General features: G+C 69.3%; 16 protein-coding genes. 5 read left to right on the top strand and 11 right to left on the bottom strand.

Annotated elements, in window-relative coordinates:
- The first annotated feature begins 26 nt into the window (after positions 1–26).
- Together AC5RWU_RS01850 and AC5RWU_RS01845 are read left to right on the top strand one after the other, a co-directional pair.
- Complete coding sequence (locus AC5RWU_RS01850; protein WP_494031003.1) at positions 27–818, top strand: amino acid ABC transporter permease; 792 nt, start codon at positions 27–29, stop codon at positions 816–818.
- A gap of 11 nt (positions 819–829) precedes the next feature.
- On the top strand, positions 830–1,666 hold the full coding sequence (locus tag AC5RWU_RS01845) for an amino acid ABC transporter ATP-binding protein (protein ID WP_494031002.1): 837 nt from the start codon (positions 830–832) through the stop codon (positions 1,664–1,666).
- Here AC5RWU_RS01845 and menD read toward each other — a convergent pair.
- From menD to AC5RWU_RS01820, 5 genes are all read right to left on the bottom strand, one after another.
- Complete coding sequence (menD, locus tag AC5RWU_RS01840; protein WP_494031059.1) at positions 1,620–3,416, bottom strand: 2-succinyl-5-enolpyruvyl-6-hydroxy-3-cyclohexene-1-carboxylic-acid synthase; 1,797 nt, start codon at positions 3,414–3,416, stop codon at positions 1,620–1,622. The genes AC5RWU_RS01845 and menD overlap by 47 nt on opposite strands.
- Before the next feature lie 47 nt (positions 3,417–3,463).
- Positions 3,464–3,730: a GlsB/YeaQ/YmgE family stress response membrane protein gene (locus AC5RWU_RS01835; RefSeq protein ID WP_494031001.1), complete on the bottom strand. Its 267-nt coding sequence runs from the start codon at positions 3,728–3,730 to the stop codon at positions 3,464–3,466.
- Positions 3,731–3,934: 204 nt separating this feature from the next.
- Positions 3,935–6,013 carry a PhoX family protein gene (locus AC5RWU_RS01830; RefSeq protein ID WP_494031000.1) on the bottom strand — a complete coding sequence of 693 codons (2,079 nt, stop codon included), beginning with the start codon at positions 6,011–6,013 and terminating at the stop codon, positions 3,935–3,937.
- A gap of 124 nt (positions 6,014–6,137) precedes the next feature.
- Complete coding sequence (locus AC5RWU_RS01825; RefSeq protein WP_494030999.1) at positions 6,138–7,166, bottom strand: o-succinylbenzoate synthase; 1,029 nt, start codon at positions 7,164–7,166, stop codon at positions 6,138–6,140.
- 13 nt (positions 7,167–7,179) lie between these two features.
- Positions 7,180–7,770: a hypothetical protein gene (locus AC5RWU_RS01820; RefSeq protein WP_494030998.1), complete on the bottom strand. Its 591-nt coding sequence runs from the start codon at positions 7,768–7,770 to the stop codon at positions 7,180–7,182.
- 115 nt (positions 7,771–7,885) lie between these two features.
- Between AC5RWU_RS01820 and AC5RWU_RS01815 the strand changes: the two genes are divergently transcribed.
- Positions 7,886–8,809 carry a phosphatase PAP2 family protein gene (locus AC5RWU_RS01815; protein ID WP_494036879.1) on the top strand — a complete coding sequence of 308 codons (924 nt, stop codon included), beginning with the start codon at positions 7,886–7,888 and terminating at the stop codon, positions 8,807–8,809.
- Here AC5RWU_RS01815 and AC5RWU_RS01810 read toward each other — a convergent pair.
- On the bottom strand, positions 8,754–10,019 hold the full coding sequence (locus AC5RWU_RS01810) for an MFS transporter (RefSeq protein WP_494030996.1): 1,266 nt from the start codon (positions 10,017–10,019) through the stop codon (positions 8,754–8,756). The two genes, AC5RWU_RS01815 and AC5RWU_RS01810, sit on opposite strands and share 56 nt — an antisense overlap.
- A gap of 233 nt (positions 10,020–10,252) precedes the next feature.
- On the opposite strand from AC5RWU_RS01810, the gene AC5RWU_RS01805 reads away from it, so the two are divergent.
- Positions 10,253–10,981, top strand: coding sequence for a GAF and ANTAR domain-containing protein (locus AC5RWU_RS01805; RefSeq protein ID WP_494030995.1), 729 nt, complete (start codon positions 10,253–10,255; stop codon positions 10,979–10,981).
- A 168-nt stretch (positions 10,982–11,149) separates the two neighbouring features.
- Positions 11,150–13,909, top strand: a complete 2,760-nt coding sequence (locus tag AC5RWU_RS01800; protein WP_494030994.1) for an esterase-like activity of phytase family protein — start codon at positions 11,150–11,152, stop codon at positions 13,907–13,909.
- A gap of 18 nt (positions 13,910–13,927) precedes the next feature.
- On the opposite strand, the gene AC5RWU_RS01795 is transcribed toward AC5RWU_RS01800, so the two are convergent.
- The 5 genes from AC5RWU_RS01795 to pdhA form a co-directional block, all read right to left on the bottom strand.
- Complete coding sequence (locus AC5RWU_RS01795) at positions 13,928–14,755, bottom strand: MBL fold metallo-hydrolase (protein ID WP_494030993.1); 828 nt, start codon at positions 14,753–14,755, stop codon at positions 13,928–13,930.
- 127 nt (positions 14,756–14,882) lie between these two features.
- Positions 14,883–15,083, bottom strand: a complete 201-nt coding sequence (locus tag AC5RWU_RS01790; RefSeq protein WP_494030992.1) for a hypothetical protein — start codon at positions 15,081–15,083, stop codon at positions 14,883–14,885.
- A gap of 32 nt (positions 15,084–15,115) precedes the next feature.
- The gene (locus AC5RWU_RS01785; protein ID WP_494030991.1) at positions 15,116–16,465 is read right to left on the bottom strand and encodes a dihydrolipoamide acetyltransferase family protein; all 1,350 of its coding nucleotides are present in this window, start codon (positions 16,463–16,465) and stop codon (positions 15,116–15,118) included.
- Complete coding sequence (locus AC5RWU_RS01780) at positions 16,465–17,490, bottom strand: alpha-ketoacid dehydrogenase subunit beta (RefSeq protein ID WP_494030990.1); 1,026 nt, start codon at positions 17,488–17,490, stop codon at positions 16,465–16,467. The genes AC5RWU_RS01785 and AC5RWU_RS01780 overlap by 1 nt, the downstream gene beginning before the upstream one ends.
- Positions 17,487–18,635, bottom strand: coding sequence for a pyruvate dehydrogenase (acetyl-transferring) E1 component subunit alpha (gene pdhA, locus AC5RWU_RS01775; protein WP_494030989.1), 1,149 nt, complete (start codon positions 18,633–18,635; stop codon positions 17,487–17,489). The genes AC5RWU_RS01780 and pdhA overlap by 4 nt, the downstream gene beginning before the upstream one ends.
- Positions 18,636–18,670: the final 35 nt, after the last annotated feature.

The raw sequence follows: 18,670 nt of genomic DNA, 5'->3' as shown, positions 1-18,670 counted from the left end.
GCCTCCGGCATGAGGACGGTAAAACTATGGCAATGACCGTGAGCCAACGGGCACGGACCAGCCGCGGAATCCAGTACGGCATCCTGATCGGCGCCCTGATCGTGCTGGCCTTCGTCGCGGACTGGCCGGCGCTCCAGCGCGGATTCTTCAATCCGGAAGTCGCTGCGGCGCAGTTCCCGGAGATCATCACCCTCGCCCTGAAGAACACCATCTGGTACACGATCCTGGGCTTCATTGTGGGACTCAGCGGCGGCCTGCTGCTGGCCCTGATGAAGCTGTCCTCCGTGGCTCCGTACAGGTGGCTGGCAACGCTCTACATCGAGTTCTTCCGCGGCCTGCCCGCGCTGCTGGTCTTTATTGCCTTCGGCTACGGCGTCCCCACCGCGTTCGGCATGCGCTTCGACACCAACGTAGTGGTCATGCTCTCCCTGGGCATGGTAGCGGCCGCCTACATCGCCGAAACCCTGCGCGCCGGCCTGCAGGCCGTGCCGAAGGGCCAACTGGAAGCGGCGCGGTCGCTGGGCATGCCGCAGTGGCGCGCCATGCTCACGATCATCATTCCGCAGGCCTTCCGGATCGTGCTTCCGCCGCTGACCAACGAGGTCATCCTCCTGACCAAGGACTCCTCGCTGATCTACCTGCTGGGGCTGACCACCGCGCAGTATGAACTGGCCAAGTTTGGCCGCGATGCCATCACCCAGCCGAATGCAGGCCTGACCCCGCTGGTGCTGGCCGGCGCCTGCTACCTGATCATCACGGTACCGCTGGGAATCCTGGCCCGCCGTTTCGAAGCCCGCTCCGCCCAGACCAAGCGATAGGCCCGCAACCGATGAACGCCGTCGAAAACGTTCCCGAAAACGTCCCGGAAAATGCCCCCGTGCACACCGCCGAAGCCATCGGCCTGCAAGCCGCCTCAGTGGCCATCAAGGGACTCCACAAGTCCTACGGGGACAACCACGTCCTTAAGGGCATCGACCTCGAGGTGAAGCCAGGCCAGGTCGTCTGCCTGATCGGCCCCTCCGGCTCCGGCAAGTCCACCTTGCTGCGCTGCGTCAACCTGCTCGAAAAGCCGAATGCCGGCGAGATCGACGTTGCCGGGTTCACGGTGACGGACCCGGAGGTGGACCTGGACCGGATGCGCACCAAGGTGGGCATGGTGTTCCAGCACTTCAACCTGTTCCCGCACCTGAACGTGCTGCGCAACTGCTCGATCGCCCAGGTCAAGGTCCTCAAGCGCTCCCAGGCAGAGGCGGACCGAGTCTCCCGCACCAACCTGGAACGGGTCGGTCTGTCCGCAAAGGCCGACAGCTTCCCGGACCAGCTGTCCGGCGGCCAGCAGCAGCGGGTGGCCATCGCCCGCGCCCTCAGCATGGACCCGGAGCTGATGCTCTTCGATGAGCCAACGTCGGCCCTGGATCCCGAGACCGTCGGCGACGTGCTGGCGGTCATGCGCCAGCTGGCCAATGCCGGCATGACGATGCTGGTCGTGACGCATGAGATGGGCTTCGCCCGCGAGGTCGCCGACCGCGTCGTGTTCATGGATGGCGGCGTGGTCGTGGAAGAAGGCCCTGCGGCCGCGGTGATCGGCTCGCCCAGGAACGCGCGCACCAAGGAATTCCTCAAGCGCGTGCTGGATCCGACGCACGTGGATATCCAGGGCCCGTAGCGCCGGGACGGAGCGCCTGGCCCACCGCGGCCCGCAGCCGCGCGTGCAGTGCCCGCAGCTCACGGCGCGAGGTCCGCGCTTCAATGATGGACCGGCCGCTGATCGGCGCGGCCAGCGCGTCGTCCAGCTCCGCCAGGCTGGACACCAGCCGGTGCCCGACGCCGTAGGCCGCCCCCAGCGCGGACAGGTCCACCGAGTGCGGGGTTCCGAAGAGACGTTCCACCGGGGCCGTATACGCGGCCTCCTCCCCCAGCCGTCCGTGCTCCAACAGGGTGAAGATGCCCCCGCCGGAATCGTTGAGGACCACGATCTGCAGGTCGGGCTCGGCCTCCCCGTTCCCCAGCAGCAGCGCTCCGGCGTCGTGGAGGAAGGTCAGATCGCCCAGCAGCAGCCGGGTCGGAACGCCGGAGGCAAGGGCGATACCGGTGGCGGTAGCGACAGTCCCGTCGATGCCGGCCAGGCCGCGGTTGGCGTACACGTCCAGCGGATGCCAGTCCGTCGCTGCCACCAGGTCCGCGTCGCGGATGGGATTCGACGGCCCCAGCACCAGGTTGCCGTCGGAGTTGTCCCAGACTGCGTCAGCGACCTGCATGCCGGTCAGATTGTTGGCCGTCTCCAGAACCGACTGCACTGCGACGGCGGCGGCCTCGCCGGCCGTTTGCCACTGCCGGAGCCATTCCTCCGGGCCAACCCCGGCGAAGGCCGACAGCTCCGCCAGGGAGGAAATCAACCGTTCAGGGCGCCGACCGTCCTCGAACCACGCCGCGGGCGCCGGCGCGTACAGGGCGCGTTCGACATCGGCCCGCGCCAGCAGGGCGCCGACCGGCCGGGACAGTGTGGGGCGCCCGAACAGGACGACGCGTTCGATCGCCGGCCCCAGGTACTCGAGCATCAGCCGGTAGGGGCCGACGGCGTTGGGGCCGTACCGTGCGTTCGACGACGGCTCGGCCAGCAGCGGCAGGCGGTGGTCCCGCGCGAAGGCCTGGGCCAGGGGGCCGGCTCCGTGACCGGCAACGACGACGGTGCGCGCCGGCCGCGATGCGGCTGGTTGCGCGGCGGCGGGTTGCGCTGCGGCCCGCGCCTCGGCCGGCAGCTCGACACGCGCTTCGGCCGCCGGCCTGGACAGCGCGGAATAGTCGGGCCAGTCGGAGGCCGCTGGAACCAGCGGATCACGGAACGCCAGGTTGAGCTGCACCGGTCCCGGAACACCGGGCCGCGCCGTCTGGCTGCCGCGCCCCAGTCCGGCCAGCACCCCTGCCCGGACCAGCGCGGACGGATCCTCCCCCGCGGGAACATCCACCGCATACCGGACGTGCCTGCCGAAGAGCGAGACCTGGTTGGTGGTCTGGTTGGCGCCCGTACCGCGCAGTTCCAGCGGGCGGTCCGCGGACAGGACCAGCAGCGGAACCGCGGCATGGTTGGCCTCCATGACCGCGGGCAGCAGCTCACCCACCGCCGTACCCGAGGTCGTGGCCACGGCTACCGGTGTCCCCGACCCGAGGGCCAGACCCAGTGCCGTGAAACCCGCCGCACGTTCGTCAATGCGGACATGGAGCTCGAGCAGGCCTGCCTCCTCCGCCGCCGCCAGGGCATAGGCCAACGGCGCGCTCCGGGACCCGGGAGCCACGACGACGTGCCTCAGTCCTTCGGCCAGGAGGACAGCGACGGTGGAACGGGCGGCAGCGGCGGCGTCGAGAGAGTCAGTCACATTTCCATCCTGCCCTAGCCGCCGGGAAATAAAGGAACGCATGGATTCGAAGCGAATCCATGCGTTCACAATGAAGGTCTGTTACGGAGTCAGGCCCTGCTTTTGCGCCCGGTAATCAGACCCCAGATCAGCAGGACGACGATCGATCCGCCGATGGCCAGCAGCCATGTCTGGAGCGAGAAGAATTCCTCGAGTCCCGTGCCGAAGAGCATGCCGCCGATCCAGCCGCCCAGCAGGGCACCTACGACGCCCAGGATCAAAGTCATGAACCATCCGCCCGCCTGATCTCCCGGCAGGATGAGCTTTGCGATGGCGCCGGCGATCAGACCTAGAAGGAGGAAAGCGAAAAATCCCATGATTCCACTCTCTTTCTCTTGTACTATGGAGCACCGCCTCTGGATGCTTGATTGCAAGTCAATCAGCATACTGACTAGTTCACAAGTCGAGGTACATATCGATCCTGAAACGGCCGGACGCCCGCCGCGGCGGCAATCCGGGAAGGGATGCCGCCGGACGGGCGTCCGGAATCAGGTGAGCCGGCCGCGCCGGCCGGCACCGACTTACTTGTTGCGGCCCTTGGCCTTGAAGACCTGGACCACGGACGGGCGCGGTGCTGCAGCCTCGCCGCGGCGCGGAGCGGAACCGGCCGTGACATAGTCCGGGAAGTAGGAGGTGTGGGCACCCCAGTTGCCTTCTTCGCCGGGGTGCTGGACGGAGACAAAGACATTCTCTTCTTCGTCATGCACGATCGGACCGCAGGTCTCGCCGTCGCGCGGAACGGCCAGGAACTGCTCCACCTTGCCGCGCTCGGCGCCGTCCAGGGTGACCTTGAACAGGCCGTCGTTGTAGCCGATGCCGCTGGGCTGGCCGTCGGTGGAGATCCACAGGTTTCCGACCGAGTCGAAGGCCAGGTTGTCCGGGCAGGAGATCGGGCTGACCTTGTCCAGCGGGTAGCCGCTGAAGTAGGTGTTCGGATCCGTGGCCGGGTCACCGGCAACCAGCAGCAGGTTCCAGGTGAAGGTGGTGGTCGTCTGGTCGCCACCGTCCTCAATGATCTCCACGACGTGGCCGTCGCGGTTCTCAACGCGCGGGTTGACCTCGTCCACCGGGGCGTTGGTGCCCTTGCCGCGGTTGGAGTTGTTGGTGCAGGCCACGTAGACCTTGCCGGTCAGCGGGTTCGGCTCGACGTCCTCAGCGCGGTCCATCTTGGTGGGGCCGACCTTGTCTGCGGCCAGGCGGGTGTAGACCAGGACTTCCTCGACACTCATGCCGGCAACGGCACTCTGGCCGTCGACCACCAGCGGCAGCCACTGGCCGACGCCGTCGAACGTGCCGTCCGCGGGCAGGGAGGCCTGGTCCGCGAAAGCCTGGAAGTCGGAGGCACCGGTGAACTTGGCAACGTACAGGTCGCCGGCGGAGAGCAGGGTCTTGTTGTGCGCCCGGTCGCCCTCGCGGTACTTGTCCTTGGAGACGAACTTGTACAGGTAGTCGAAGCGCTCGTCGTCACCGGAGTAGGCCACCACGCGGCCGTCGGCGGCGACAATGACGTTGGCGCCTTCGTGCTTGAAGCGGCCCAGCGAGGTGTGCTTGACCGGGGTGGAGGTCGGGTCCAGCGGGTCAACCTCGACAATGTAGCCGAAGCGGTTGGCCTCATTCTCGTAGCCGGCGTTGCGGGTGTCGTAGCGCGGGTCGTCCAGTTCCCACAGGCGGGCAGTCGGCTTGTTGGTCAGACCGTAGCGCTTGTCCTCGGCGCTGATGCCGGGGGAGACAAAGTAGCCGTTGAAGTTTTCCTCGCCGGACAGGATGGTGCCCCACGGGGTGGTGCCGCCGGCGCAGTTGCCCAGGGTGCCGAGGACCTTGCGGCCGCTCGGGTCCTTGACGGTCTTGAGCAGGTCGGAACCCGCCGCCGGACCGGTCAGCTCGTACTCGGTCTCCATCAGGAAACGGCGGTTCAGCGGTGCGCCCTTGACGTACTTCCACGGCTGGTTCTTGTTCCGGCGCTCCAGCTCCACGACGGTCAGGCCGTGGGCGGCACGGCCAACCTTGCGGACCTGGTCGGCAGGCATTTCCGGCGGGAACATGATGTTTTCATTCGTGTACTCATGGTTTGCGAAGAGTACGGCGCGCTTACCGTTCTTGCCGTCCAGCGGCAGAATGTCCGTGTAGTCGTTGTTGTAACCGAACTGGCGCTCCTGGGCGGCTTCGGTCTGGTTGTTAATGTCGAACTCGGGCGCGTCGTGGAACAGCGGGTCGCCCCAGCGGATGACCGGCTGCCAGGTGAAACCTTCCGGAACGATGAACTCGTCGACCATGGCGTCCACGGGCGCGATCGGGGTGAAGGAGAGCTTGCTCTTGGCCAGCTTGGCGGCCGGCGACAGCTTGGGGCCGCCTGCGGCAACACCGGTTTCGGCGCCGCCGAACATCAGGGTCAGTGCGCCCACGGCGCCGACGCCCAGCATGGACCGGCGGGAGTATTCCTTGGACACGATGTCCCGGAAGTAGCTGTTGCCTGAGGTGTTGCAGACGTCGCCGGCGCAGGCGTTGTCGCACTTGAGCGCGCAGGTAACGGCGCTTCGCTTGCCCTTGGTGTGGCCGAGCATGGGGAGAAACGGTAGTTTGCGTCCGTTCGTGATGGTCACGGTGAGCCTTCCAGACTGTGGGGTGAATTGCTTCGACCACACGGTTTCACCGCTATCCGACTGGAACGGAGCGCCGAGGTTAACGGACGCTGAACAACGCCCCGGCTGCGCTGTTAGGTTGCTCTCAGCGCCTTGGCATTCCCTCCAGTACCGCATAGGTGCGCCGCAGCCGGTCCAGCCACCAGCGGCGGCGGTCCGCCGGCGCCTCCCAGCGGTCCAGCAGCTGGCCATCGACCTCTACGGACCGCACCGGAAGCACCCCCCGGGACGGCTTCAGCGGCTCCGCACTCACGTCCCCCTCCAGCAGCGAGACCGTGCCCAGTCCGCAGGCATGCGGCAGGCGGGGCAGCGCCGCAGCCAGGGCGATGCCGGAGCGGATCCCCACGGAAGAATCCAGGGCGGAGCTGACGACGGCGGGCAGGCCGGCCTGCGCGACGATGTCCAGCGCCCGCCGCACTCCCCCCAGCGGGGCTGCCTTGACGACGATCAGGTCCGCCGCCTCCTGCTGGGCCACCAGCAGCGGATCGCTTTCCTTCCGCACGCTCTCATCGGCGGCAATCGGCACGGGGACCTGCCGTTCCCGCAGCGCTCCGCGCACCTCGCGCAGCCCCGCAATGTCCCGTACCGGCTGCTCCGCGTACTCCAGACCGTAGTCCGCCAGTTCGCACAAGGCCGTCACCGCCGTGCGGACATCCCAGCCGCCGTTGGCGTCCACGCGCAGTGCGGCGTCCGGTGCCAGCCGGCGCACCTCGGCGACGCGTTCGACGTCGTCGACCACTTCCTGCCCCGCCTCGGCGACCTTGATCTTGATCGCGGACACCGGACCGAAGCGCTCCAGCACTTCGGCCACCTGCGCCACCGGCACCGCAGGCACCGTTGCATTGACCGGCACCTCGGTGCGCACCGGCTCGGGGAAGCCCAGCCAGCCCGCCTCCACGGCCGCGGCCAGCCACAGTGCCGCCTCGCCGTCGTCGTACTCGGTGAACGGGCCGAATTCCGCCCAGCCGGCAGGGCCCCGGAGCAGCAGCAGTTCGCGCGCCGTCACGCCCCGGAACTTCACGCGCAGGGGCAGGGTGACCACGCGGGCGCCGGCCAACAGCTCATCGAGCGGCGGCAGCGGATCCGGCAGGTAGGACGCGGCTGAGGCCGTCACGCGGGCACCGGGCCTACGCCGGGTAACCGAATTTGCGCGCCACCAGCCGCGCCCGGCCCGCGTCGCCCAGCACCTGCTCCAGCCGGCCGGTGACGTCGCGCACCAGTTCCGGGCTGACCGCCCAGTCTTCGGTGAACGGGTCCTCAGTGGCTGCGTAGGCGGATCCGACGGCGGCCAGCGCCTCGGTCATCACGGCCAGGTTCGGGAAGGTCACCTCCGGCTCGGCCTCCCGGTCGATCCAGCCGTTCTCCCCCGGCGCCGTGAGCACCTCGCCGGTCAGTGCATCCAGGATGAAGGGATTCTCGCCCTGGGTGGCCACCACCACCCATTCATCGTTCCAGTCCACCAGCCGGGCGCCGCTCACCGTGTTCCAGCGGTAGCCGGCCTGGATATCCCAGAGCCGGGACAGCGGATAGAAGGTGAAGGGGTCCCCCAGGGTGTCGATCTCCAGGTCGATGGGTCCCACCTGGGCGTAGTAGGCGGCGAGGACGGCGGGCAGTTCGATGTCCCCGGTCCATTCCTCCGCTTCCTGGGCTTCAAGGGCGCCGAACGGCGTCAACAGGGTCTTGAGACGGTCCATGGTCTGCAGCACGCTTCGCGACATAACGTACGTTCCTTAAACTCGAGGCCTTGGCCGGAGAGGTAAGCACCACAACAGCATCAGGGTAGCGTGCCGGTCCGACGTTCCAGTAATGTTCCAGACTTCTGTGCAAACCTTGATGACTATGACTTTCCAGAAACCCGGCCGGCCGGCGGCGGGCAGGCGCCACCAGCGAGCGGCCCCGCACGCGGTGCTTTTCGTGCTCGGGGCCATCGTGTGTTCCGTCGCACTGGGCTGGACCTACTGGGCGTTCGTCCGCACCACCACCGGCCAGTTCGCGGACGAATCCGCACTGCGCGAGGCGGAGGCGGTCTCGCCCGCAACCCGCGGTCCGCTGCTGGATTTCCTGGACCTGCTGCCGATGCTTTCGGTGGTGATGGCCGCCGTCGTGGTTGCCTTCGTGACACTGTGGCGGCGGCGCTGGGCCGCCGCCGGGATTGCGCTGGGCACCGTGCTGGCGGCAAACCTGACCACCCAGGTGCTCAAGCACCTGGCGCTGGAACGGCCCGACGTCGGCGTCCCCACCCTGGCCTTCAACTCGCTGCCCTCCGGGCACACCACCCTCGCGGCCTCCGCCGCGGCCGCAGTCTTCCTGGTGGTGTCGCCGCGCTGGCGGCCGCTGGCAGCTGCCGCCGGCGGCACCTATGCCGTGCTCGCCGGGTCCTCCACGCTCATCAATCTGTGGCACCGTCCGGCGGACGTGATCGCGGCGTTCCTGGTGGTGGCGCTGTGGACGCTGGTGGGCGGGCTGCTGGTAATGCGGACCGGGTCGCATTGGAATGTCTGGTCCGGCTACAACGAACACTGGGCGGCCTCCCGGCGGTGGGTTGTGTTCTGCTGGCTCGTGGGGCTTGGCGCCGCAGCCTGCGCCGCAGGCCTGTACCTGCTGGCGCAGTGGATCGGCCCGGCACCGGTTCCCGGTACGGGCCGGGTGCCGCTGTACTACTGGGCCGGGCTGGCGCTGATCACCGGCTCCGGCTACCTGCTCAGCGCGATGGCCGCGTCCCTGTTCGGCTTCCAGTCCCGCCGCCGCCGGACCTGATCCCGCCGCCGGCCGGGCCGGTGGTCTTCGGCAGCCAGTACCAGAGCACCGCCGCGGCCAGCAGTGCCAGCCCGCCCGTCGAGGCGATCCCCGCGGCCAGGCCGGCCAGCACCGTGACGCCCGAGAGCAGCGCCGGGCCCGCCATCGTCCCGCTGTCCGTCAGCAGCCGCCAGATGCCCAGGAACTGGGCCCGGCCCGGCGACGGTGCGAAGTCCGAACCCAGCGTCATCACCATGCCGGAGCCGATCCCGTTGCCGAAGCCCACCAGCATGGACGCCAGCAGCAGGGCGGCGAACCCGCCGGACAGCGGCATCAGCAGCAGGCCGATGCCCATGACCAGCATGGACGGCACCGCCACCCAGACCCGGCCCTTCACATCCATGACCTTGCCTGCCGGGTAGAAGACCAGCATGTCCACGGCGCCGGCCAGACCGTAGATCACGGCCGCGGCCGTCGGTGCCAATCCCAGGCTTTCGGCCCACAGCGGGATGACCACCTGCCGCGATGACCGGACCGCCCCGACCAGCAGCACACCAAGGCCCACCGTGAGGTAGATCCGCGCATGGCTGCGGGCCACTGAACGCACGGTCGGAACTACGACGCCGGCCCCGGCCGCCGCTGCCCGGGCCGCCTTCAGCTCCGGCTCACCCAGCTCCGGCAGGGCGCAGCCGATGGCAGCCGCGGCCAGCAGTGCCGCGATGCCCACCCAGTAAGCTCCGGCCAGCCCGGCGAAGTGCATGGCCGCCGCGCCCAGGAACGGGCCGATGAAGACCCCGATCCGCATGACACCGCCGAGCGTGGACAGTGCCCGGGCCCGTAACTTCAGCGGCACGGCATCCGTCAGGTAGGTCTGCCGGGCCAGGTAGAAGACCGCGCCGGCCATGCCCACCATGAAAATTGCCACGGCAAAGACGGCCAGGTTCGGCGCCACGAGGGCCAGGACCAGGCCGAGCATGCACCACAGCGCCGCCCCCACGATCGCCCATTTCTCGCCGAACCGTGCGGTGACCAGCGAGGCGGGGATATTGGTCACCAGCATGCCGATCCCCAGCAAGGTGACGGTCAGTGCCGCCACCGCAACGCTGGCGCCCAGCTCGCGCGCGGACAGTGCGATCACCGGCAGGATCGCGCCTTCGGCGATCCCGTACAGCAGGGACGGGCCGTACGCCGGGACGGCGATTCTCTTCAGGTCGAATGGTTGCTCGGGCACGCCTTCACAGTAGCTTCCGCGAGGCCCCAGACGGGGGCATGAAGTGTGGGCATGAATCGTGGCTGAGGCATGGGTCCAGGTCCGGGCCGGCGCTTAGAATTGGTGTAGCCAAGGCCAGCGCCGCCACTGTCCCGGTTGCCCTGGCACTGGTTGTCATTGCCTTGGTTGCCATTACGTTGGTTGCCATTGCCCAGCAGCCAGCGCCACCGCAGGGGTGCACCAGAGGGGCCGCGATGAGCCGGACCGAACATGATGCCGCAACGGTCGAACAGCTCGAAGACCTGCTCTTGGACAGCCCGGATTTTGAGCAGTTCCTGGACCGCCTGGCCGGATTCTCCGCTGCGGTCCTTGGCGGCCCCGGAACCCTCAGCTGCACCGTGACCGTTGAACGAAGGCACCGCAAGCGCACCGTCGCAGGCAGCGACCCCCGGGCCGCCCGGCTGGACGACGTCCAGTATGCGCTCGACGACGGTCCCTGCCTGGCCGCGCTGCGGACCGGCCGTCCCGTGCTGGTCGCCGACGTGGCGGCCGGGCAATCCTGGCACAGCCTCCTTGAGGCCGCCGCGCTGGCCGGGTTTGGGTCGATCCTGGCCGTACCGCTGCCGCTGGAGGGGGACGCCTGTGCCGCCTTGAACTGCTACGGCCGCCGGCCGGGCACCTTCACGGCGGACTCGATGGCCTCGGTCCAAGGCTACGCGGCCAGCGCGGCGAAGGCCCTGATCCTCGCGGCCCGGCTCGATCTGCAGACGCAGCGGGCGCTGAACCTGCATTCGGCCCTGGAATCACGCACCATCATCGATCTGGCCGTCGGGATCATCATGGCCCAGAATTCCTGCAGCCAGGACACGGCGTTCGGCCTGCTGCGCAGCGCCTCCAACTCACGGAACATGAAGCTGCGGGATGTCGCCCAGGACGTCGTGTCCCAGGTCTGCGCCCGGGTCAGCACCCATTTCGATGAGTAAGTCCGGCTTTCGATGAGCCGGCCTGCCCGGCACTGTAGAGGGTGGGGAATTTTCCGGTTCGAGCCAGCAATACCCAAGCGTCCCGGGGCCGTCCTGCGCTACCCTGTGACTACACTTGCACCACGGTTCCTGGCGGTTCGGAAAGCTTGTCAGTTCAAAGGAATTCTCGTGTCCAATCGAAGGCGTTTTGGCATGGCCCGGGGACTTGCCGTATCCGGGGCAGGCCTGGCGCTGCTGACGGCAACGCTGCCCGCGGCGCCGGGTGCCGCCGTCGAACCTCCGGAACCCGCTGGACCGGCAGCGAGCCAGGCACAGGCGGCGAGCCAGCCACAGGCGCCGGCGCGCTACTTCGAGCCCGTCGCCGCCCTGCCCGCGGATCCGGCTGCCGCGGTGCCGGCCGCCGCAGGCTCCGGAACCTCCACCGTCACGCCCGACGGCAGGACCGTCATCCACGCCGATGCCGCCGGCAGACGTCTGGTCTTCATGGACATGGCCGACCCCGCAGCACCGCGGTCCGCGGGTGATCTGGCGCTGGAGGGCAGGCCGACGGCGGTCCGTGCCGCCGGCGGGTACATCCTGGCAGCCGTCGAGGACGGTCCGAAGGGCGACGCCGGGCGGCCCGGCGGACAACTTAGCGTGTTCCGCGCGGCGGACCGCAGTCCCGTCACCGCCCTCGCCCTTGGTGGCCGGCCGCTGTCCCTGGATGTGTCGGCGGACGGCAGGTACGCGGCCATCGCCGTCGGCAGCCCGGGCGGGCTGGCCGTCCTGGACCTGCAGGGCGACCCGCGGGGATGGAAACTCTCACGCGTTGCCCTGTCCCGGCCGGAGGGACGGGCCGCAGTGCCGCGACGGGCGGCGCAGCGGGCTCCCGGGCCCGGACAGGTGGTCATCGGCCCGGACGGTGTGTCCGCGGCGGTGATGCTGCCGGACACCAACGGCGCCGCCCTGGTGGATCTGCGCACCGGCACGGTCCGCGGCCAGGTTTCCGCCGGAGCAGCAGGTTCCATCAGCTGGCTCGGCGCTGGCTTCCTGGCCGCCGCGAACGGGGGCGGCCGGCCCGGCAGGGCACCGGGGTGGACCGTCTTCGCTGCGGATACCGGCAGGCCCGTCTGGGAGGCCGGCGGCAGTTTCGACCGGCTCGCCGTGGATCACGGCCTGTCCGCGGGCCAGCGCACCGGTGCCGGCGAACCGGACAGCCTCACCTCCGCCACGTACGGCGGCGTCCGGTACCTTTTCATCGGATCGGCGGCCGAAGGATTTGTCGCCGTTTACAACGTCACGGATCCGGCCCGCCCGGAATTCCTCCAGATCCTGCCCTCCCCCAACGGCCCCGGCGGGCTGCTGCCCATGCCGGGCCGCGGCCTGCTGGCGGTCGCCGGCGGATCCGGATCCGCCGGACAGAAGCCTGCCCAGAAGCCCGGACAGAAGACTGGACAGCAGTCTGGGCGGAACGGCGAGCTCCCCGGCATCCAGGTCTACCGGCTCGGGGGACAGTCCGGGCCCGGCGCCTTCCCTCGGTTCCCCACGATCAAATCCGCACCCACCGCCGCAGGCGAAGGCCCGGCGCCATGGGGCGGGTTGGGTGCGCTGACCGCGGATCCTGCCAGCCCGGACCGGCTGTACACCGCCACCGGCGCCACCCACCCGCCCGCCCGCATCCTCACCCTCGAAACGTCAGGTGGCGTGCCGGGGGCACCGGCGCTGCTCACGCGCGAACTGCCCGTCACCCGGAACGGCAAGCCGGCAGGCTATGACATCGAGGGCCTCTGGGCCAAGCCGGACGGGGGCTTCTGGCTCGCCGCCGAGGGCGCGGCCGGCCGGGACAACAGGCTGGTCGAAACGGATCCGGCAGGCGCGGTGCTGCGCGAAGTTGCGCTCCCCGGACCCGTCGCCGACGGGCTCGGCCCGGAGGGGCTCCAGGGGGTCACGGGCTACGGTGCCGGAGCGGACCAGGTGCTGTACACCGTGCTGCAGCGCGAAACCGGCGGCGACCCCGCCGGCGTCGTACGCATTGGCCGCTTCAGCGCCGCCACCGGCGAATGGAGCTGGTTCGGCTACCGGCTGGAACCGGTCTCCGGCGGCGAGGGAAACCGGAACGGCCTGGCCGAAGTCACCGCGGTGGACCGCGACACGCTGGCGGTCATCGAACGGGACCAGCTGGACGGTCCCGGTGCCGCCCTGAAGGCCATCTATTCCGTGGACCTGCCGCCGGATCCCGCTCCGGCGACCGCCACAGCCCCGGCTGCAGCCCCGGCGCTACCAGCGCCGGCCGGCCCGCTGGCGGTCCTGCCCAAGCGGCTGGCACTGGATGTGCTGCCGGCGCTGCGCGCGGCTGCCGCCTGGACTCCGGAGAAGCTGGAGGGGCTGACCATCGGCGGCGACGGCCAGGTCTATGCGGTCACCGATAACGGCGGTGCCAAGGGCACCGGTGCAGCGACCGTCTTCCTGCGCCTGGGTCCCGCCACGGACATCTTCGCCGGCGATCCGGCACCTTCGCCCTCCGGACCTGCAGCCCCGGCACCGGAGCTCCCGGCACCGGTTCCCGCCGCAACCGCAGATGCCCGGCCAGCCGGCCCCTTCCCCGTTGTTCCGGCCGCTACCGGTGTGCCGACCCTATCCGAACTGATCATTCCGAAGGCCGCACGAGGCGCAGCTGAACCGGGCACCGGACCGGACGGGGCCGCTGCGGACAACAGCGCGGATGAGGCCCCGCGCCTGCTCTCGCGGCCGGAACTGCTCCTGCCCCCGGGCCTGGCCGCTCCCCGGCTGGATGTGCCCGGCGGACAGTCCCTGCCGGGCTTCTTCGGGCTGGACCATGCCAGCGCCGAAACCAGGGTCGGCCTGCTCGCAGGCCTCGGCGTCCTCGCCCTGATGCTGGCCGGAGGAATCACCATCCTCATCCGCGGCCGCGGCGGACAGGGCCGCTAGCGGCCGCTGGGTCCGCCCCTAGAAGCCGGCGCGCAGCCGGCGGATCAGTTCCCGGGACTGCTCCGGACCGTACGGCAGGATCGGAATGCCCTTGGTGGCATCCGTCGCAGCGTCGCCCAGCGCCAGGTGCGCCACATGCACAGCGCTGCGCATCTTGTTCATTTGGGTGGTCACGAAGTCCGCTCCCACCGGCTGCCCGTGGCCGGGGACGAAGACCTCATACAGATCGTCGAGGGCGGCCACCTTGCCCAGCGTCCTGATCCAGTCCGCCGGATAGGCGTCCTCGAAAGCCGGATCCGCGCCCTGCTCCACCAGGTCTCCGGTAAACAGCACGGAACCGGCCCCCACCAGAAGGTCGTTGTCCGTGTGCCCCCGGCCCAGATGGAACAGCGTCACCTTCAGGGAGCCCAGATCCAGGTCGACGGGCTTCCGGTCGACAATCCGGTTGGGCGCGACGATGGCGGTGTGTTCCCCCTCAGCCGCCGCCATCCCCGGTTCGACGTCCTCGACCCAGTGCCGCTGGCTGTCACCGTCGTTCACGATGTGCTCGACGCACAGCCGATGCGCCCAGATTTCCTCCACCCCGCGGGCAGCGAAGGCGGCGTTGCCGAAAAAGTGGTCGAAATGCGCATGGGTATTGACCACTACGAGCGGCAGTTCGGTCACGCTGCGGACCGCCTCGTAGATGTCCGCCGCCTCCTCGGGGCCGGCCCCGGTATCGATCACCAGCGCCCGTTCCTCGCCGACGACCAGTCCGGTGTTCATGCCGTAGTCGCCGTTCTGGCGGACCCACGTGCGCCGGCCGACTTCGAGCCAATCCGCTGACAGCATCGGCTGGGTCGACATCGAATTCCCCTTTTTCCACGTCTGGCCCAGGCGGGCATCGGCAAAGCCAACATACCCACGCCGAGCGCTCCGGCACCAGTACGGTCCGGAGCATGTTCCGGGATGTTACGCGGCAGGCGAAGGATTCCTAGCGCCGGTCGAACTCCTTGATTTCCCCGAAGGGCACCTTGTCATCGACGAAGGCCTGGATGTAGTGTCCGTGGCCCCTGACAATGACCCCGTGCTGCCCATCCGCGACGGACTGCAGGAATGCCGGACGCAGCCCGTCGGCTTCATCCGCGCTCAGCCCCGCCAGATATTGCTCATACGCCTCTGGAAGTGTTGCCATACGTCAAGGGTAGAACCGGCCGGAAGACCGGGCTATAGGTCGGCCAGGGCACTGCCGGGGTTCTCGATCGCGTCCGCAACGTAGCGCAGGAATCCCGCGGCCGTGCCGCCGTCGCACACCCGATGGTCGAAGACCAAGGTGAGCTCCGTGACCTGCCGGACCGCGAGCGCGCCGTCCACCACCCACGGCTTCGGGACGATGCGCCCGATGCCCAGGATCGCCGCTTCCGGATAGTTGATGATGGCCGCACTGCCGTCGACGCCGAACACGCCGTAGTTGTTGAGCGTGAAGGTGCCGGAGGTCAGTTCCGCGGGGCTCGCCTTGCCTTCGCGTACGACGCCGGTCAGCCGCCTGATCTGCGCGTCCAGTTCGCGGGCGCTCAGCTTGTGCGCGCCGCGGATGGACGGGACCATCAGCCCGCGGCCTGTCTGGGCGGCGACGCCCAGGTTGACGCCGTCGAACTCCACGATCTCCTGGCTGCCGTCCGGTCCCGTTTCGATCCGGGTGTTCAGGGCGGGGTACTTCGCCAGCCCGGCCATCACAAAGCGTGCGATGAAGGCCAGCAGGCCCGGCGCCGCGTCCGCATCCTGCCGCTTGAGCGAGGCCCGCAGTTCCACCAGGGCCGTGGCGTCCACGTCCACCCACACGGTTGCTTCGGGAATTTCGGTGCGGCTGCGGGACATGTTCGCCGCGACGGTGCGCCGCACGCCCCGGAGCGGAGTGCGGGAGGTGACGGACAAGCCGGTGCGGGCATCGGTATCCGCCCGAACGGGAGCGGGTACAGCCCCTGCCGGCTGCGCCGCTCCGGCGAGCGCTGCCTCGACGTCGGCACGCATCACCATGCCGCCCGGGCCGGTGCCGTGGATCGCGGACACCGGCAGGCCGCCGTCGTGCGCCAGCTTGCGCACCAGCGGTGAAATCACCGTGACCGAGGACTTGGGCGCCGGCAGCTCGCTGCGCGGCACCCAGCGGACCGGTTGCTTCGGCGGGCGGGTCCGCTTCGCGGCGCCATGGCCGGAGGTGCCGTAGCCGATCAGTACGTTGCCCGAGCCTTTCGCGGATCCCTTCGGCTGGATTTCGGGCGCAGCCGAAGGAGCCGGCGCAGCCACCGAAGGGGCCCGGTCCGGCGCCGGGACGGCCACCGTGATCAGCGGCTTTCCGACGCCGACCACATCCCCGGCCTCGCCGTGCAGGACCGCCACGGTGCCCTCGAACGGTGACGGCACCTCGACGGTGGATTTCGCCGTCTCGACCTCGGCGATCGGCTGGTCAACCCGGATGGTGTCGCCGACGGCCACCAGCCAGTTGACCAGTTCGGCTTCCGTCAGTCCCTCGCCCAGATCCGGCAGGAGGAACACTTTCTCTTCCGCGGCCGCAGCCATTAGTCCTCCCACTGCAGATCGTCCACGGCGTCCAGGATCCGGTCCACGCTGGGCAGGAAATACTGTTCCAGTTTCGGCGCCGGATACGGGATATCGAAGCCGGTCACGCGGCGCACCGGCGCGGCCAGCGAATGGAAGCACCGCTCGGACACCCGGGCGGCGATTTCCGAGGCAACGGAGGCGAAGCCGGGCGCCTCGGCGATGACGACGGCGCGTCCGGTCGACCGCACGGCGCCGCAGACGGTCTCGTCGTCGAACGGCACGATCGAGCGCACGTCGACTACCTGCAGGCTGCGGCCTTCCGCCTCGGCGACCTCGGCTGCCGCCAGCGCCGTGGGGACGGACGGCCCGTAGGCGATGAGCGTAGCGTCGGTCCCCTCGCGGGCGATCACCGCGCGGCCGATTCCGGCGGGCCGGCCGGCGCGCAGGGCGCCAAGGTCGACGTCGTCCTTGGACCAGTACAGTTTCTTCGGCTCCAGGAAGACCACCGGATCATCCGATTCGATGGCGTCGCGGAGCAGGGTGTAGGCATCCGCCACAGTGGCCGGCGCCAGCACGGTCAGTCCCGGTGTGTGCGCGTAGTAGGCCTCGGACGAATCGCAGTGGTGTTCCACGCCGCCGATGCCGCCGGCATAGGGAATCCGGATGACCAGCGGCAGCTTGATCCTGCCCTTGGTCCGGTTCGGCATCTTCGCCACATGGCTGACCACCTGCTCGAAGGCCGGGTAGGCGAAGGCATCGAACTGCATTTCGACGACGGGACGCATCCCGTTCATTGCCATCCCGATGGCCATGCCCATAATCCCGGACTCGGCCAGCGGGGTGTCGAAGCACCGCTCTTCGCCGAACCGCTTGGTCAGGCCGTCGGTGATCCGGAAAACGCCGCCCAGCGGACCGACGTCCTCGCCGAAGACTACAACGTTCCGGTCCGCTTCCATCGCGTCAGCCAGCGCCGTCGTCAGCGCCTTGGCCAAGGTGAGGTTCTGGACGCCGGCCGGGGCTGCGGCCTCAACCGCCGCGGTCATCGCTGCCCTCCTTCGGCAGCGGAGGCTTCGCGTTCGAGTTCCTCGCGCAGCATCGCCGCCTGCTCGCGCAGCTGCGGCGTCGGATGGGTGTAGACGTAGCGGAACAAATCCTGCGGATCGACCTGGACCTCGGCGTTGAGCCCGTCCCTCATCCGGGCCGCCACCCGCTCCGCGTCGGCCGCGAAGTCATTGTCGGCGTCGTCGTCCAGCAGGCCTGCGGAGGTGAGGTAGCTGCGCATCCGCGCCAGCGGGTCGCGCGCCAGCCACGGCTCAACCTCGGCGCTGCTCCGGTAGCGGGTGTCATCGTCGGCGTTCGTGTGGGCCTGGATGCGGTAGGTGTGCGCCTCCACCAGGAAGGGCCCGCCGCCCGTGCGGGCGCGCCGCACCGCGTGGCCGAGCACCGACAGCAGCGCGGCGACGTCATTGCCGTCCACCCGCTCCCCCGGCATGCCGTAGCCGACGGCCTTGTGCGCCAGCGACGGCGCAACCGTCTGGTGCCGCAGCGGCACGGAGATGGCGTACTGGTTGTTCTGCACGAAGAAGACCACCGGCACGTGGAAGACGGCGGCGAAGTTCATCGCCTCATGGAAATCGCCCTCGCTGGTGGCACCGTCGCCGCACAGGGCCAGGACCACCGTGTCCTCGCCCTTGAGCTTGGCGGCGTGGGCCGCCCCGACGGCGTGCAGCAGCTGCGTAGCCAGCGGCGTCGCCTGGGTGGCCACCTTGTGCTCATGGGGGTCATAGCCGCTGTGCCAGGTGCCGCGCAGCAGCGTCAGCGCTTCCACCGGATCGACGCCGCGGGTCATCACGGCCACCGAATCGCGGTAGGTCGGGAACATCCAGTCATCCTTGGCCAGGGCGAGGGCCGCGGCCACCTGGCACGCTTCCTGTCCGTGCGAGGATGGGTAGACGGCCAGGCGGCCCTGGCGCACCAGCGCACCGGCCTGGTCGTTGACGCGGCGGCCGACGACGAGCCGGCGGTAGGCCTCCAGCAGGAGTTCCGGGGAGGGCATGCGGTAGGGCTGGCCCAGCGAATCGGTTCCCCGGCGGACGGCACCGTCCTGGTCGATGAGCTGCACCGGCTGCGCTGCCGGAAGCATGAAGGTCTCCGCCCGTACCGCCGCCTCACTGGTTGTGTGGGTCATGGGAGTACGCATCCTTCCGAAAAGATGTTGTGTAG

The organism is Arthrobacter sp. B0427-1-12, assembly GCF_059092905.1.
The sequence above is the reverse complement of the archived record's forward strand: the minus strand, read 5'-3'. Positions and strand labels throughout refer to the sequence as shown.

Excerpts from the sequence above, each read along its gene's own strand:
- AC5RWU_RS01790 (WP_494030992.1), bottom strand. The coding sequence starts at position 15,083 with ATGGCAACACTTCCAGAGGCGTATGAGCAATATCTGGCGGGGCTGAGC.
- AC5RWU_RS01780 (WP_494030990.1), bottom strand. The coding sequence starts at position 17,490 with ATGACCGCGGCGGTTGAGGCCGCAGCCCCGGCCGGCGTCCAGAACCTC.
- AC5RWU_RS01805 (WP_494030995.1), top strand. The coding sequence starts at position 10,253 with ATGAGCCGGACCGAACATGATGCCGCAACGGTCGAACAGCTCGAAGAC.
- AC5RWU_RS01815 (WP_494036879.1), top strand. The coding sequence starts at position 7,886 with ATGACTATGACTTTCCAGAAACCCGGCCGGCCGGCGGCGGGCAGGCGC.
- menD (WP_494031059.1), bottom strand. The coding sequence starts at position 3,416 with ATGCGTTCCTTTATTTCCCGGCGGCTAGGGCAGGATGGAAATGTGACT.
- AC5RWU_RS01835 (WP_494031001.1), bottom strand. The coding sequence starts at position 3,730 with ATGGGATTTTTCGCTTTCCTCCTTCTAGGTCTGATCGCCGGCGCCATC.
- pdhA (WP_494030989.1), bottom strand. The coding sequence starts at position 18,635 with ATGACCCACACAACCAGTGAGGCGGCGGTACGGGCGGAGACCTTCATG.
- AC5RWU_RS01785 (WP_494030991.1), bottom strand. The coding sequence starts at position 16,465 with ATGGCTGCGGCCGCGGAAGAGAAAGTGTTCCTCCTGCCGGATCTGGGC.
- AC5RWU_RS01820 (WP_494030998.1), bottom strand. The coding sequence starts at position 7,770 with ATGTCGCGAAGCGTGCTGCAGACCATGGACCGTCTCAAGACCCTGTTG.
- AC5RWU_RS01845 (WP_494031002.1), top strand. The coding sequence starts at position 830 with ATGAACGCCGTCGAAAACGTTCCCGAAAACGTCCCGGAAAATGCCCCC.
- AC5RWU_RS01795 (WP_494030993.1), bottom strand. The coding sequence starts at position 14,755 with ATGTCGACCCAGCCGATGCTGTCAGCGGATTGGCTCGAAGTCGGCCGG.
- AC5RWU_RS01850 (WP_494031003.1), top strand. The coding sequence starts at position 27 with ATGGCAATGACCGTGAGCCAACGGGCACGGACCAGCCGCGGAATCCAG.